This is a genomic window from Thalassolituus maritimus, from assembly GCF_900156675.1.
In the GTDB taxonomy this organism is placed as follows: Bacteria; Pseudomonadota; Gammaproteobacteria; order Pseudomonadales; family Oceanobacteraceae; genus Thalassolituus; species Thalassolituus maritimus.
Window position 1 is genome coordinate 261,621 of record NZ_FTOH01000002.1, and the last position, 15,603, is coordinate 277,223.

At 50.5% G+C, this 15,603-nt stretch carries 13 protein-coding genes; 6 read left to right on the forward strand and 7 right to left on the reverse strand.

Going from position 1 to position 15,603, the window contains the following annotated elements; genetic code table 11:
* Window positions 1-8: 8 nt before the first annotated feature.
* From mnmE to rpmH, 5 genes are all read right to left on the reverse strand, one after another.
* Entirely contained in the window at window positions 9-1,412 is a 1,404-nt protein-coding gene (mnmE, locus tag BW941_RS03990; RefSeq protein ID WP_076514553.1) for a tRNA uridine-5-carboxymethylaminomethyl(34) synthesis GTPase MnmE, read from the reverse strand.
* A gap of 135 nt (window positions 1,413-1,547) precedes the next feature.
* A complete protein-coding gene (yidC, locus tag BW941_RS03995; RefSeq protein ID WP_076514368.1) occupies window positions 1,548-3,215 on the reverse strand; it encodes a membrane protein insertase YidC in 1,668 nt (555 codons plus the stop codon).
* 2 nt (window positions 3,216-3,217) lie between these two features.
* The gene (gene yidD / locus BW941_RS04000) at window positions 3,218-3,520 is read right to left on the reverse strand and encodes a membrane protein insertion efficiency factor YidD (RefSeq protein ID WP_076514369.1); all 303 of its coding nucleotides are present in this window, start codon (window positions 3,518-3,520) and stop codon (window positions 3,218-3,220) included.
* Complete coding sequence (gene rnpA, locus BW941_RS04005) at window positions 3,480-3,869, reverse strand: ribonuclease P protein component (RefSeq protein WP_068435450.1); 390 nt, start codon at window positions 3,867-3,869, stop codon at window positions 3,480-3,482. Before rnpA ends, yidD begins: the two co-directional genes overlap by 41 nt.
* Before the next feature lie 30 nt (window positions 3,870-3,899).
* Window positions 3,900-4,034, reverse strand: a complete 135-nt coding sequence (gene rpmH / locus BW941_RS04010) for a 50S ribosomal protein L34 (protein WP_068435451.1) — start codon at window positions 4,032-4,034, stop codon at window positions 3,900-3,902.
* Between the two features lie 551 nt (window positions 4,035-4,585).
* Between rpmH and dnaA the strand changes: the two genes are divergently transcribed.
* The 5 genes from dnaA to BW941_RS04035 all read left to right on the forward strand — a co-directional run bounded on the left by dnaA (window position 4,586) and on the right by BW941_RS04035 (window position 12,448).
* The gene (dnaA, locus tag BW941_RS04015; RefSeq protein WP_217693564.1) at window positions 4,586-6,124 is read left to right on the forward strand and encodes a chromosomal replication initiator protein DnaA; all 1,539 of its coding nucleotides are present in this window, start codon (window positions 4,586-4,588) and stop codon (window positions 6,122-6,124) included.
* Window positions 6,125-6,161: 37 nt separating this feature from the next.
* Window positions 6,162-7,262: a DNA polymerase III subunit beta gene (gene dnaN / locus BW941_RS04020; protein ID WP_076514371.1), complete on the forward strand. Its 1,101-nt coding sequence runs from the start codon at window positions 6,162-6,164 to the stop codon at window positions 7,260-7,262.
* A gap of 19 nt (window positions 7,263-7,281) precedes the next feature.
* The gene (gene recF / locus BW941_RS04025) at window positions 7,282-8,367 is read left to right on the forward strand and encodes a DNA replication/repair protein RecF (RefSeq protein WP_076514372.1); all 1,086 of its coding nucleotides are present in this window, start codon (window positions 7,282-7,284) and stop codon (window positions 8,365-8,367) included.
* Window positions 8,364-10,781, forward strand: a complete 2,418-nt coding sequence (gene gyrB / locus BW941_RS04030; RefSeq protein ID WP_076514373.1) for a DNA topoisomerase (ATP-hydrolyzing) subunit B — start codon at window positions 8,364-8,366, stop codon at window positions 10,779-10,781. The genes recF and gyrB overlap by 4 nt, the downstream gene beginning before the upstream one ends.
* A 137-nt stretch (window positions 10,782-10,918) precedes the next feature.
* The gene (locus BW941_RS04035) at window positions 10,919-12,448 is read left to right on the forward strand and encodes a KAP family P-loop NTPase fold protein (protein ID WP_076514374.1); all 1,530 of its coding nucleotides are present in this window, start codon (window positions 10,919-10,921) and stop codon (window positions 12,446-12,448) included.
* On the opposite strand, the gene BW941_RS04040 is transcribed toward BW941_RS04035, so the two are convergent.
* On the reverse strand, window positions 12,440-13,588 hold the full coding sequence (locus BW941_RS04040) for a Fic family protein (protein WP_076514375.1): 1,149 nt from the start codon (window positions 13,586-13,588) through the stop codon (window positions 12,440-12,442). The genes BW941_RS04035 and BW941_RS04040 overlap by 9 nt on opposite strands.
* A 267-nt stretch (window positions 13,589-13,855) precedes the next feature.
* Here BW941_RS04040 and BW941_RS04045 point away from each other — a divergent pair, with 267 nt between their 5' ends.
* Window positions 13,856-14,632, forward strand: a complete 777-nt coding sequence (locus tag BW941_RS04045; RefSeq protein ID WP_076514376.1) for a glycoside hydrolase family 19 protein — start codon at window positions 13,856-13,858, stop codon at window positions 14,630-14,632.
* Between the two features lie 40 nt (window positions 14,633-14,672).
* Here BW941_RS04045 and BW941_RS04050 read toward each other — a convergent pair whose 3' ends face one another.
* Window positions 14,673-15,524, reverse strand: coding sequence for a metal-dependent hydrolase (locus tag BW941_RS04050; protein ID WP_084188599.1), 852 nt, complete (start codon window positions 15,522-15,524; stop codon window positions 14,673-14,675).
* Window positions 15,525-15,603 lie beyond the last annotated feature (79 nt).

Consider the following 15,603-nt stretch of genomic DNA (forward strand, 5'->3'; position numbering starts at 1 on the left):
TCTATCACTCACTTCCCAATACAGAAGCTTCCAAAAATCTCACCCAACAAATCATCGGCAGTAAAGGCCCCGGTGATTTCGTTCAGTGCGTTCTGAGCCATGCGCAGGTCTTCCGCGAGTAGCTCGCCTGCTCCCATGCCTTCAAGCTGTTGGCGGCCGTAGGCAAGGGCATCTTTAGCGCGGTTAAGGGCATCAATATGGCGACGGCGGGCAAGAAAGCCGCCTTCATTCGCGGCGTTGTATCCCATCACGTCTTTGAGGTGTTCGCGCAGGGTATCTACGCCGGCGTTCTGTTTTGCAGAGAGGGTGATGGTTGGGTAGTTGGCGTTTGAGCCTTCAGTCGTATCCAGGCCAATGTTCTCAGTCGAGAGATCGGCTTTGTTGCGGATCACGGTAACGCGTCCGCTGGCGAGCAGGTCATCTGTCTGCTGTTCGAGTCCGCGCTCATCGTAGAGGGCGTGCAGGAGCTTCTCAGGGTCGGTTTCGTCTGTGGTTGAGTCGATCATCAGCAGAATGCGATCCGCCTTGCTGATCTCGTCCCAGGCGCGCTGAATACCTATGCGTTCAACTTCGTCGGGTGCATCACGTAAACCTGCGGTGTCGATGATGTGCAGCGGCATACCATCAATGTGAATATGTTCTTTCAGTACATCGCGTGTGGTACCGGCAATGTCAGTGACAATGGCTCGCTCCTGACCTGCCAATGCATTCAGCAGAGAAGATTTGCCGGCGTTCGGGCGCCCTGCGATCACGACGTTCATGCCTTCTCGGAGGATGGCACCCTGATTTGCCTCTCGCAGCACCTTCTCTAACGCCTGTTCAACGTCAGTGAGCATAGCTTCGACTTTGCCATCACTGAGAAAATCGATCTCTTCCTCAGGGAAATCGATCGCGGCTTCGGTATACATCCGCAGATGTATCAGTTGATCGAGAAGCTCATGCACTTTTTTGGAGAATTCACCCTGCATGGAGCGCAACGCGCAACGTGCGGCTTGCTCAGACGCCGAGTCGATCAGGTCGGCAATGGCTTCAGCCTGGGCGAGATCCAGTTTGTCGTTCAGAAAAGCGCGCTCTGAAAATTCGCCGGGGCGGGCCATCCGACAGCCAAGTGCCACGACTTCCTTCAAGAGCAGATCGAGTACAACCGGCCCACCATGACCCTGAAGTTCGAGCACGTCTTCGCCAGTAAACGAATTCGGATTCAGGAAGAAGAGGGCGATACCTTCATCAAGCACGGTACCATCAGCGGCCTTGAAGGGTCCGTAATGTGCGTAACGGGGTTTTGGTTCATAACCCAGAATGGCGCATGCCACATCCCTGGCCTTTTCACCTGACACACGAATAATGCCTACACCGCCGCGCCCTGGGGCAGTTGCGATGGCTGTAATGGTGTCCTGGTGTACCTGGGTCATGGTCTGGCCTTTTGTTTCTTGATAGTCCTTATCTCTCTCTAAGACCATCATGACATCGGAGTGTCGTGTGTGAATGCGCCCATTTTAAGGCAACAAAAAAGGCGCCGCAGCGCCTTTTTAAGATTGGTCAGAGCGTCAGCTCTTCTCAATCTGTTTGGTAATGACGTACTGCTGTGCAATCGAGAGTACGTTGTTCACTACCCAGTACAGTACCAGACCTGCAGGGAACCACAGGAAGAATACTGTGAAGATCACTGGCATAAGCTGCATAACACGCGCCTGCATCGGGTCTGGCGGTGTTGGGTTCAGCTTGAACTGGATGAACATAGATGCGCCCATCAACAATGGCAGGATGAACAGCGGATCTTTGATCGACAGGTCTTCAATCCAGAGGAAGAAAGGCGCCTGACGCAGTTCTACCGATTCCATCAGCACCCAATACAGTGCGATGAATACTGGCATCTGAACCAGAATTGGCAAACAACCACTGAGTGGATTGATCTTCTCGGTCTTGTAGAGCTTCATCATCTCCTGACCAAGTTTCTCGCGGTTATCACCGTAGCGCTCTTTGATTTCCGCCATTTTCGGTGCAACTTTGCGCATATTCGCCATTGAACGGTACGACATCGCCGACAGCTTAAAGAACACAAGTTTGATCAGAACCGTCAGCAGGATGATTGCCACACCCCAGTTACCAACGAAGTCGTGGATGTTATCCAGCAGCCAGAACAGCGGCTGCGCAACCCACCAGAGGATGCCGTAGTCAATCACCAGGTTCAGGTTTGGCGCGATTTCTTCCAGACGGTCCTGGATCTTAGGACCAGTGTAGAGCTGAGCACCCATGGTCGCGGTTTCACCCGGAGCAACGCTGACAGAGTTGTCGTAGAAACCAAAGATGTAGTTTCCTTTCACGTAACGACCGTTGTAGGTGTGCTGCTGATCCTGTGCAGGAATCCACGCAGATACGAAGTAGTGTTGCAGAATGGCAGCCCAGCCACCTTCTTCAACGCTTTTGAATTTGCCTTCTTCGAGGTCATCAAAACTTACTTTCTGGTAACGCTCTTCACTGGTGGTCAGTGCGGCACCCAGGTACGCCTGCATGCCCATGCTGCTTGACTGAGAAGGGTCATCAGAACCGTCACGTTTCAGCTGTGCATAAAACGCACCCTGCCATGGCTCCTGCGAGATGTTGCGTACTTTGTAGCGCACATCCATCAGGTATTCACCGCGCGTGAAGGTGAAGATCTTTTCTACGTACGCTTTTTCAGACTGGTGAGTCAGCACAACTTCAAGTGTGTCTTCGCCTTCGTTCAGCGTGTATTCAGTATTTTCCGTGCTGTACAGCGCACCGTTGTTTTTGTCGATGCCGTCACGTCCAACCAGGCCGCTTTGTGCGATAAAGAGACGAGTGTTGCTGTTTTCGAGCAAGGTAAATGGAACGTCTTTTTGTTTAATCGACTTTGAATACTGCGGTAAACGAACCGAAACAACCTGACCGCCCTTAGGATTGATCTCTACGTTGAGAACATCGGTCTGCACTGTGATGACATCACCCGTCGGTGCGGCAACTTCAGGCATGTCAGCTGCGCTGACCGCTGGTTGATCACTGACATCCGGTACATCTGCATCTACGGCATCGGAAGTGTCTGGGGTGTCAGAACCAAAATCTGGTGCTGATTCGTTGCTGGTTTCAGCAACTGGGGTCGTAACGTTCTCAGTTCCGTAATCCTGATTCCAGGCAAGAATCAGCATATAAGAGGAGATCGCAAGTCCTGCATAAATGACTAAACGGCGGATATCCATGATCAGGGTTTCCGTTGGCAACAATGAGTTGAATGAGTGTGTGTTTCCAGATCTGGTACCAGATCGACACCGTGACCACCCCATGGGTGACAACGGCCAATACGACGAAGTGCTAACCAGCCTCCACGAAGGATTCCGTAACGACGGATGGCTTCTTCAGCGTATGAGGAACAAGTGGGGTAGTATCGACAGCGGCTGGGAAGCATCGGACTGATGGCATACCGATATACAGAAATCAGCGTCAGGGCTATCCTGGCTACAGGATTAACGCCGCGGTTTGCGTTTTCTGCCTTGGTGTTTGCCATGGGGTTTCTTCAGTCTGAACCAGAGGCTGTCGATCATCTCACGAATCTGCTGATTGTCCAGCTGAACGATTCCCGAACGTGCCAAAATGACAAAGTCATGGCTGGCGAGATCATGCTGGTGCTGTCGGAAAGATTCGCGGACCAGGCGTTTAACCCGGTTGCGGTCTACCGCTAGCTTGAGCTGTTTTTTCGCCAGAACAAAACCGACACGAGGTCGGTTCAGTTCGTTGGGAGCAGCCAGTACCAGAAGGTGAGGCGTGCTACCGCGCAGAGCTGTGTTATCGAAAACACGTTTGAATTCTGCCGGTCTCAGCAGCCGTAAGTCTTTACGGAAGCAACGGTCCGGCATACTTCTCTCTGCGCAGATAAGTTACAGCAATTAAGCAGCGAGGCTGTGACGGCCTTTAGCGCGACGACGTGCCAGAACCTGACGGCCGTTTTTGGTTGCCATGCGGGCACGGAAACCATGAGTACGCTTGCGCTTCAGTACGCTTGGTTGAAATGTACGTTTCATATCATCACCCAGTCAGTGTGAACAGGCCCAGATAATCAGGGCAATTTTTAGGGCCGAGAATTGTATGCAAAAGAAACACTTAACGCAACGCTGAGATCGCTTTGTTTATGAACTTTCTGAAAAACGTGAAGACCGGTCATTCTGATGAATATTTATGTTTTAAGTACTGATGATGTGTGATGAAGAAGAGAAGAAATCTGAAGTTATTATTAAAACGGGCGCTTAATTCTGTTGATAACTCAAAAAACTCTATTATTTTCAATGGATTAGACTCGAAATAAGTCTGCGGATAAACGAGGTAAAGACTGTCCGGAAGTTGGGTTCATCTGGTGGACGAAACCATGGGTTATACACAGTGATGACCGGATCGCGAGTTGTTCACAATTTCATTCACCCCTTAAAAGACAAGCTGTTAAGAGACTTATCCACAGGTCAGGTGGTAACTTTGTTCATCAGAATGACGTATTTCTGTGGATAACCAGCACTTCCTCGGGTAGTATGTCCGTCTTCTTTATAGCTATTCATTTCGACGTCAGGATTCAGAGGTGCATGTGACGGGTTTGTGGGAAGACTGCCTGGGGTATCTGCAGCACGAGTTACCCGCACAGCAATACAACACATGGATTCGTCCTCTGACCGCCAGCGCTGATAATGGACAGCTCGTCCTGAGTGCGCCTAACCGGTTTGTAAAAGACTGGGTAAGAGATAAGTACCTTCAGCGTATTCAGGAAATCATCTCAGATCTTAATGGCGGCTTGCTCACGCACGTTAATATAGTCGCGGGTGAGTCCCGTCCTATGTTTCAGCGTCCGACGACACCGCCGCCTCGCCCAGAGCCTCGTTCTATAAAAGACGATACGATGAGCTTTGCCGCGCCACGAGAACCCGCATCTAAGATAGAAACCGCGCCATTGGGCGGCTCTTACAGTGCTGAACCTATGGCGTTTGCTGAAGATTCTGGCCCGTCAGCTGCTGAACTTGCGGTGGTTGATCCGGTAACTGAGCCCGCGCCGGTTGCACCGACTCCGCCACCTAAAAGAAAGGTGCAGGTAGAAGGTGGCTTGCAGCATCAGAGCTTTCTTAATCAGAACTTCACTTTCGATACCTTTGTAGAAGGTAAGTCGAACCAGTTGGCGCATGCCGCTGCGAAACAGGTGTCTGACAATCCTGGTGGCTCGTACAACCCACTCTTTATATATGGTGGTGTTGGTCTGGGTAAGACCCACTTGATGCATGCGGTTGGTAACTACTTACAAACCAAGAACAAGAACGCCCGTGTGCTTTACGTACACTCAGAGCGTTTTGTTCAGGATATGGTGAAAGCACTCCAGCTGGGTGCGATTAACGAATTTAAGCGTTTTTATCGTAGCCTCGATGCTCTGCTGATTGATGACATTCAGTTCTTTGCAGGCAAAGAGCGCTCGCAGGAAGAGTTCTTCCATACCTTTAATGCCTTATTAGAAGGCGGTCAGCAGATGATTCTGACCTGTGATCGGTATCCGAAAGAGATCGCGGGCTTGGAAGAACGTCTGAAGTCACGCTTCGGCTGGGGTCTGACGGTAGCAGTTGAGCCGCCAGAGCTTGAAACGCGTGTGGCAATTCTGATGAAGAAGGCCGAGCAGACAGGGATGAATCTCCCGGATGATGCTGCTTTCTTTATTGCTCAGAAAATTCGTTCTAATGTGCGTGAGCTGGAAGGGGCGCTGAAACGTGTCGCTGCGAATGCTCAGTTCACGGGCAGTGAAATCACTCTACCTTTTATTAAGGAGTCGCTGAAAGACTTATTAGCGCTCCAGGATAAACAGGTCAGCGTTGAAAATATTCAACGTACGGTCGCAGAGTATTACAAAATCAAGATGTCTGATTTATTATCTAAGCGCCGTACACGCTCGATCGCGCGACCTCGTCAGGTCGCCATGGCATTGAGCAAAGAACTGACAAATCACAGTTTGCCTGAGATAGGCGAATTGTTCGGCGGACGAGACCATACAACGGTCTTGCATGCGTGCCGCAAGATTAAAGAATTGCAGGAATCCAGTGCTGATGTGCGGGAAGATTATAAGAACCTGCTGCGCTTACTGACAACCTAACGCCTGTTAGCTCAGGCTCCGGACCGAGTGGAGAACCATGAAATTCGTAATATCCAGGGAAGCCCTTCTGCGCCCACTGCAATTGGTAGCAGGTGTTGTAGAAAAGCGTCAGACTCTGCCAGTACTTTCAAACGTACTGCTTGAAATTGAAGGTCAGCAGCTGTCGCTCACAGGTACCGACCTTGAAGTTGAGCTGGTAGGCCGGGTCACTCTTGATGAAGTCGGCCAGGAAGGTTCGATTACGGTTCCAGCGAAAAAGCTGATGGATATCTGTCGCTCTCTGCCGGATGGCGCTCAGATTGAGATCGAGCAGGATGAAGCGCGCGTTAATGTTCGCTCAGGTCGTTCGCGCTTCACGCTTTCTACTCTGCCAGCGACGGAATTCCCGAACGTGGATGCGATTGCCGACGAGCAGTCTTTCTCTCTGCCACAAGCCAGCCTGCGTCATATTATTGATCGCTCAAGCTTTGCCATGGCTCAGCAGGACGTTCGCTACTACCTGAACGGTATGCTGATGGAAGTTACCGCAGACAGTCTGCGCGCTGTTGCTACCGACGGTCACCGTCTAGCGACCTGTGTTACTGAAGTCTCTGGTCTTGCTGAAACACGTCAGATCATTCTGCCGCGTAAAGGTGTTCTGGAGATGGCGAAACTGCTGACTGATCCAGAAGCTAGCGTGAGCCTCTCTCTGAGCGCCAACCATCTGCGTGCTCAGACTGAAGAGTTTACCTTTACCTCGAAATTGGTCGACGGGAAGTTCCCGGATTACAGCCGCGTGATTCCTAAGGGCGGTAATAACGTGGTTCTGGCTGATCGTACAGATTTGCGTCAGGTATTTAACCGTACTGCGATTCTTTCTAACGAAAAGTACCGTGGTGTTCGCCTGGTACTGGGTACCGATACGCTTCAGGTATTCGCGAATAACCCAGAGCAGGAAGAAGCCGAAGAAACGACAGCGGTTGAGTATCAGGGCGATGCGCTTGAGATCGGCTTTAACGTTTCTTACCTTCAGGACGTTCTTGGCGTTATTTCAACCGAACAGGTTAAGTTCACACTGTCGGATGCAAACAGCAGCGCATTGATCGAAGAGCCAGACAGCTCTGATGCTATGTACGTTGTTATGCCGATGCGTCTGTAGTCTCAGGCGTTTCTGATTTATGCCAGTCAGGCATCTCAGGATCAGTGGTGTGCGTAATCTGCAGCCACTGATCTTTGATCCTCATCCCCACGTCAATTTCATTTACGGAGATAACGGCTCCGGCAAAACCAGCATTCTTGAAGGAATTGCTGTGATGGCCTCCGGTAAGTCATTCCGTACTAATCAGCTAAAGCATGTGCTTGCCCACGATAATGATCGGATGGAAATGCGTTTTTCCATTGAAGATCCGGATATGGGTGTATGCGAAATGGAATCTCTGCGTTTGAAGGCAGGGGACCATCTTCTTAAGTTGAACGGTTCTGTTCTTACAAGCCAGGCTGAAGCAGCGCATTGGTTGCCCGTTCAGATCATTGAGCCGAACACGTTTAAGCTACTCTCGGGTTCGCCGGAAGAGCGCAGGGCGTTTATTGATTGGGGTGTGTTCCACGTGGAACAAAGTTTCATGGAACAGTGGAAAACCTTCAGAAAGCATCTCAAACAGAGAAACGCCGCACTGAAGCAGAAGGAAGAAGAGTGGCTGGATGTCTGGAACGCTGGCTTTATTGAGGCTGCTGAGCACATCGATAATGAACGCCAGGCGTACCTTAAGCGCTTTAAACCAGAATTTAAGCGGATATTGAACGAGCTAGATCCTTCAATATCTGTCACACTGGCTTACTATCCGGGGTGGGAGAAAGACTCTCGCCTGGCGGACGTTCTGAGCCGTCAGCAGGAGCGTGATATGACGCTCGGATATACCCAGTCAGGTCCCCATAGGGCCGAGCTTCGCATTAAGTGCGACAAACAACCTGCTTCTGAGATTTTGTCTCGGGGGCAACAGAAAACAGTGGTCTCAGCGCTTAAGATTGCGCAGGGATCGCTCTTTCAGCAGGAGAGTGGGCGCCGGACTATCTATCTTGTGGATGATCTTGCGTCAGAGCTCGACGAAAAGCACCGTTTTGCTTTATGCAAGCTGCTGGAAGATTTAAAATGTCAGGTCTTTATAACCAGCATCGACAAAGAAAAACTAACCGATGTCTGGCAGCCAGTCGCCAGTAAAGTGTTCCACGTGGAACATGGCAAATTAGAGGAATGCACCGAATGAGTGATCAGAGTTACGATTCGTCCAGTATTAAGGTTCTTAAAGGCCTCGATGCGGTACGGAAGCGTCCAGGGATGTATATCGGCGATACCGACGACGGTACCGGCCTTCACCACATGGTGTTCGAGGTGGTCGATAACTCCATTGACGAGGCGCTGGCTGGTCACTGTGACACAGTTGAGGTTGTTATCCATCAGGACAACTCAATCACGGTCTCCGATAACGGTCGTGGTATTCCTACCGAGCTTCACCCGGAAGAGGGCGTATCGGCTGCAGAGGTTATTCTGACGGTACTCCACGCGGGCGGTAAGTTCGATGACAATTCCTATAAGGTTTCTGGTGGTCTCCACGGTGTGGGTGTCTCAGTAGTAAACGCGCTGTCTGAGAAGCTAAAACTGACAATCCGCCGTAGCGGTAAGCTGTTTGAGCAGGAATACACGCATGGTGTGCCTGATTACCCATTGAAAGAAGTCGGTGTATCTGACACTACGGGTACAGCGATTACCTTCCTGCCGTCGAAAGAGACCTTCACTAAGACAGAATTCAGCTACGACTATCTGGCAAAGCGCCTGCGTGAACTGTCGTTCCTGAACTCAGGTGTGCGCATCCATATGAAGGATGAGCGTTCTGATAAAGAAGATATCTTTGAATTTGAAGGTGGTCTGGGCTCTTTTGTTGGCTTCTTGAACGAAGGCAAAACACCCGTCAGCGAAGTCTTCCACTTTCTAACTGAGCAGCGCGACGATGGCATCGGTGTCGAAGTAGCAATGCAGTGGAACGACGGTTTTCAGGAAAGCATTCACTGCTATACCAACAATATTCCACAGCGTGACGGTGGTACGCACCTCGCGGGTTTCCGCGCCGCGCTGACACGTTCTCTGAACTCTTACATCACTCAGGAAGGCCTGGATAAGAAAGCCAAGGTATCGACCACAGGTGATGACGCTCGTGAGGGCCTTACGGCGATTATTTCGGTTAAGGTGCCTGATCCTAAGTTCAGTTCACAGACCAAAGATAAGTTGGTTTCCAGTGAAGTTAAGCCTGCCGTTGAGCAGGAAATGGGGCGTCAGTTCCAGGACTTCCTGCTGGAAAACCCACAGCAGGCGAAAGAGCTTGTTGGCAAAATGATTGATGCTGCCCGTGCACGTGAAGCGGCGCGTAAGGCACGTGAGATGACCCGCCGTAAGGGCGCGCTCGATATCGCAGGTCTGCCGGGTAAGCTGGCAGACTGTCAGGAAAAAGACCCGGCACTCTCCGAAGTGTACCTGGTGGAGGGTGACTCTGCGGGTGGTTCTGCTAAGCAGGGCCGTGACCGCCGGACTCAGGCTATTCTGCCACTCAAAGGTAAGATCCTTAACGTAGAAAAAGCTCGCTTCGACAAGATGCTGTCTTCCGCCGAAGTCGGCACACTGATTACCGCACTGGGCTGTGGTATTGGTCGTGAAGAGTTTGATCCGGATAAGCTGCGCTATCACCGCATTATTATCATGACGGATGCTGACGTCGATGGTGCGCACATCCGTACGCTGCTGTTGACCTTCTTCTTCCGCCAGATGCCTGAAATCATTGAGCGTGGTCACGTCTACATCGCTCAGCCGCCACTGTACAAGATCAAGCGTGGTAAGCAGGAGCAGTACATCAAAGACGAAGAAGCGATGGAGAGCTACCTCACCCACATCGCACTCGAGAAAGCCGCTCTGCACCCTTCTGAGGGCGCCCCAGCAATCTCTGACGAGGCGTTTGCTCAGATCGTTGATCAGTATCGCTCTGCACAAGAGACGGTCGATCGTATGTCAAACGTTGTGCGTAAAGAGATTCTGCACCTGATGCTGACTCTGCCTCGTGTCACTACCGACATGATGACTAGCGAAGCCGCCATGAATGAATGGGTTGGTAAGCTGCGTGAACAGCTTCCTGATGCAGGCCGCAGTGGTTCGCACTTCGAAGTTGCGACGGTCAAAGATCCAGAGCGCGACAACTACAACGTCGACGTAAAAGTGATCACCCACGGTATGGCACGTGACTACATCCTCGATGTCGACTTCTTCGGTGGCAATGGGTACAACAAGCTGGCGAGCATGAGCGAGAAGCTGGCTGAGACCCTGGAAGAGGGAGCCTACATCCAGCGTGGTGAGCGCGTTCACGTCATCAACGACTTCTGGGATGCCGTGAAGTGGCTACTTCATGAGGCTCAGAAAGGCTTCAACATCCAGCGCTATAAAGGTCTGGGTGAGATGAACCCTGAGCAGCTCTGGGAAACCACTATGGACCCAGAGACTCGTCGCATGCTTCAGGTCAGCATCGAAGATGCCATTGGCGCTGACAAGATGTTCACAACACTGATGGGCGATGACGTAGAGCCACGTCGTGCCTTTATCGAAGCGAACGCACTGAACGTAGCGAACCTGGACTTCTGATTCGCTCTGTCCCTTTGTGTTCCACGTGGAACGCTAGGGGAGGTGATCGTTAGGTACAAGCCCCGGCTGACAGACGACAAAGCTGTTTTTCGGGGCTTTTCTATTTGTTGGTGTATTGTCGAGGCACAGGAATAAAAATGAATTTTTACTGGGCGAAAGACACGACTTATTTAGATACCAGGCTTGATGCTGACCAACTAGATCGAGCAAAGTATGCGGAGTTTCTGACAAATTATTTGGAGAGCTTTTCAGGTAGCAGCCAGGTTTTTAATCTGAACGCAGAGTGGGGGGCTGGTAAGACATATTTCTTAAAACGATGGTGCCAGAGTATCAGTGATGTGCATCCTGCAACTTATATTGATGCATGGCGGAATGACTTTTCGGATGACCCACTTTTAACGGTCGTGGGCGAAATACTTAAAACGCTTGAGAAGTATCCAAATACTAAAGTAGAAAAAAATAGGGCTACTGCTTTGAGAACTACGGGGCGTTTCTTGAAGCAGGCGACTCCCGCGCTGATAAAAGGTGTGGTTCGTACCTACAGTGGTTTCGATACTGATGGTTTTAAACTAGAAGATTTCGATGATTTCTCTGAAAAGTTGATGTCGGCTGCTCTATCTGATCATTCAAAGAAATCGAAAGATTTAGAAGATTTTAAGAAAGTGATAAAAGCTTGGCTGAAGGAAGCAACAGCCTCGGGTCGCTCCCAACTACCGATGTTTATTTTTATTGATGAACTTGATAGGTGCCGACCGACTTATGCCATTGAGCTGTTAGAAATGGTAAAGCATTTATTCGATATACCTGGCCTCGTTTTCGTGATCGCTACAAATACAGAGCAGTTGCAGCATTCTATAAAAGCGGTTTATGGTCAGGATTTCGATGCAAATAGGTATCTTAAACGCTTTTTTAACCGTGGCTTTACGTTAAAAAAACCCAGGTTATCTGACTATATTCGTTCGCGTCGTTCTTTCTATGCGGTGGCTTCCGGTTTTCATACAGCTCTTATGAGAACGGGAGATGGTGCAATATGCATGCAAACAGAGGATGACATATCCGATAGTCTGGGAAGCATAGCAGAATTCTTTCAGTTTGATTTAAGAACTACAGAACAGTGGTTAACTCAGTTATATGCATCTTTCTTAGAAGAAAAGAATAAAAATAAATATTTCTGGCTATGTTTGGCAGTAATGTCGGCTATAAAGTTGCATGACGAAAATTCTTATCAACAACTATTTCACAAGTCTTATCAACATAAATGGAATGATAAGCCCGGGCTAGAAGTAGTAAGAAGTACCTATTCGGACTTGCAGGTGGCAGCAGGTGACTCCCTCAAAAAAATAGAATTTTCTGTTACGCCTAAGCATTTGGGTAGTCAGGAATTCGACAATGGAACTGAGTTTGATGGGACTCTAGAGTATAAATGTGAAGTTTCAGTGTTGGCATTTATCATTCAATTGGTAAGCTTTTTTGATGAACGCCAAAGCTTCAATAAGCATTCATCAATTGCTGAGCAAGCAGCTGATGTCTATCGGCGGAACGAAGTAGATACGTGGGCACGTAAATCTTTTTGTGTGAACTTGGCGATGGATTATTTTGAATCGCAGATAGGCACCAAAAAGATTAACTACTGTTCTTTGGTTGAGCTTGCATCGGATCTAGAGTGATATTTCGCTGGAAGGAAGTGAGTACCTTGTACTCCTCCCGCCTCCAGGTAACCTCTGAATGCACCCTTTTGCCACCAGGTCAGCAAGATGCCTGGTCGCTGTGGCTTTACTTACCTTGGCGACTTTCTGGTACTGAGCCGCACTGATACCATGTTCGAATCCTTTGGGCCCGCCATCTAACAGGCGGTTCAGCACCCTACGTTGTTCGGCAGACAGTGGCATATCACGAAAAGTCTGCCAGAACCTGGCTTTGACGATTGTGCGGTCAATCTGGTTTATGGCGTTGTTGACTGAGGTCAGTAAGGTTTTGAGGAACCACTGACACCATTCGGTGATGTCTGATCCCCGTTCGTCGTCGCGGTGCCATTGAGCCGTCTCAAGAGCGTTGTAATATTCTGAGCGCATATCAAGTATTGCTACCGACATCGCGAACAAGCGAACGCTCTGTGAATCTGACTGAGCCAAGGCCATATCGGTAATAGCGCGGGTCAGGCGGCCGTTGCCGTCGTCGAATGGGTGCAGGGTGACAAACCAGAGGTGTGCAGTGGCAGCTCGCAGAAGCGGGTCAGTGTCCTGACAATCAGCGCCTTGGTTAAACCAGTCACAAAAGTGTTGGAGTTGTGACTCAAGGCCATCTCTGGGCGGCGCTTCGAAATGCACTTTCTGGCGATCAAGGCGGCCGCTGACAACTTGCATAGGTTCCGGGCCTCTTAGCTGTCCGACTCTGATTTTCTGAGTGATTGATAACACGGACTCAGGGAAGAGAAGTTTCTGCCAGTAACACAGACGTTCCTGCGTGAGGGGTGAATCCAGATTCGTGAGCGCATCTATTAATAGTTCAGCCAACCCTTCCGAGCGATCACTGACGGGGTAGGGCTCCGCTTCGCTGATACCAAGATGTCGTGCCAGCGAGGAACGCACGGAGCTTGCATTCAGCTCTTCGCCCTCGATGGCAGATGATGCCAGAAGGTTCTGCAGCAGTGTGTCCAGTGCCTGGTCTTCGGAGTTACTGCTGACACTTTGTTTGCCTTGTAGCAGACCAATGCGTTTGTGGCACTCGCGCAGCAGCGGCTGAAGAACATCGTTGTCCCAGTAGAATTCGGTCCATTGGCTGTTCTGCCATATCCAGCGTTGATTCATTGCCTGCTCACTGTTGTATCAATACTTGCCGATGAGCTGATTATATACTTTATTCGGCTCATAGTATGAGCCGAATAATAGAGCCTATTCGGCTCATTGTCATGCTCCGAGGTATATTCAGGAAATAAGATGAACCCACAACGTCCGCAGTGGCGCGTGAGGACATGCCTCAGCCATTGAGAAAATCGCCGTCCTCAGTAATGATGAAGGCAAGCAGGCGGGCCTGTATGGCCGCTGAACGGGTTTTTAAAGCAAAGGAGTTGTCGTATGTGCATTCAGTGCAGTGTTGGCGCTGGCGGCGTAAATATGAAGTCTGATGTACGTATCGTGCAGGCGGCGTTGAATCAGGCTCTCAGCCCGGAGAATCCTTTAGTAGTTGACGGCCTGATTGGCCCGGCAACCATCAGTGTGATCGATGCTTTTCAGCGTGGGGCAGTGGGTCTTAACCGCCCTGATGGACGGGTCGACCCTAACGGTCGCACGTTACGTACTTTGAAAGGCCTGCAGCCGAAGGCGTTTTCCAGTGATTGCCTGGCAGCAGTTATGCCGACCGCACCTTTATCAAAGATCGAAACCTATTTTCCACTGATGCAGAGTGCCTCTGAACAGACAGAGAGTGTTTCTGGTGCTCGCCGTCTGGCGCACTTTCTCGCTCAGATCGGACACGAGAGTCTGTCGCTCTTTTACACAGAAGAGCTGGCTTCTGGTCAGGCTTACGAAGGGCGCTCTGATCTGGGCAATACTCAGCCGGGTGACGGTGTTCGCTTTAAGGGCCGTGGGTTAATTCAGCTGACAGGACGTTATAACTACGAGCAGTACGCAGAGTACGCCGGCATAGATACGTCGCAGCCGGATTGGCCGGAATTACTGTCCACCCCTGAGCATGCGTTAAAGGTGAGTCTCTGGTTCTGGGAAACCCGGCACCTGCAGGAAAAAGCCGATCATGATGACCTGTTGGGTATTACCCGCAGGGTCAACGGCGGCTATAACGGTCTGTCTGATCGGCAGGCCTACCTGCAGCGGGCGAAGTTCTTTATGGAATAAGCTCGGCTGTCGTCTGGCTGGAGTGACTGTTAACCCGTGTTTAGCCAGCCCGGTACGCTTCAATTTCGGCTTTCCACTTTTCGACCAATGCACGATTGTCGTGGTCGTCAGGGTGGAAGTCTTCCCGATAGAAGTCTTTGAATGGCGCTTTGATGCAGGTGAACATGCCGTCTTCACCAAAGAGCATGCCCCAGGCTTCCTTGATCTGAACCCAGCTGGGCATCCGTCGAGCGGCCCACAGAAGGTAGATGGTGCGGCCAATGGTGAGGGTGGGAAACAGTACCGCAATGGCGCGCATGATACGCAGCAGTGTTTTACGCTGACCGCCGGTGGCCATGTACACATCGAAAGCGACGGACTTGTGCTCGATCTCTTCGATGGCGTGCCAGATCATCATATATTTAATGGAAGGGTGCATCCCCTCAAGCTGTTTGGGGTGAGTAAGTACATACTCAGCCACAATCGCGGTGATGTGTTCAAGGCAGACTGTCGCCGCCAGACGTTCCCGCTTCGAGCGCTTGGCGTTGAGTAATGCGATGGCCTTTTCGACACGCTTTTCGATCTTCTGCGCTTTCCACCCGAGTGACTCAAGCTTCTCATTCGCGAGCTTGTGCTGATTCGTATGGTGGGCTTCCTGGCGGGTGAAGTCTTTGACGTTTTCTAAAAGCTGCGGATCAGTCACACGGTCTTTGTAGTTGCGCACAGACTCTATAAACATCTGCTCGCCCGGCGGGAAGGTACCTGAGAGTACCGCTATGAAGGCAGTAAGGATCGGATTGCCACGGTACCAGTCCATGGTGTCGACCTGATCAAAGCTGAAGTCCATGCGGCGGACTTCAATGCCATTGGTCGATTCTGTCTGGGACATGCTGATATCGGCGGTGGTACTCATGGCCTTCTCCTGCGCAGATAGTTAAAGTCTCGTACCAGTTATAGCCAAGATGGCAGTATTGTCACAATGACTTAATCGC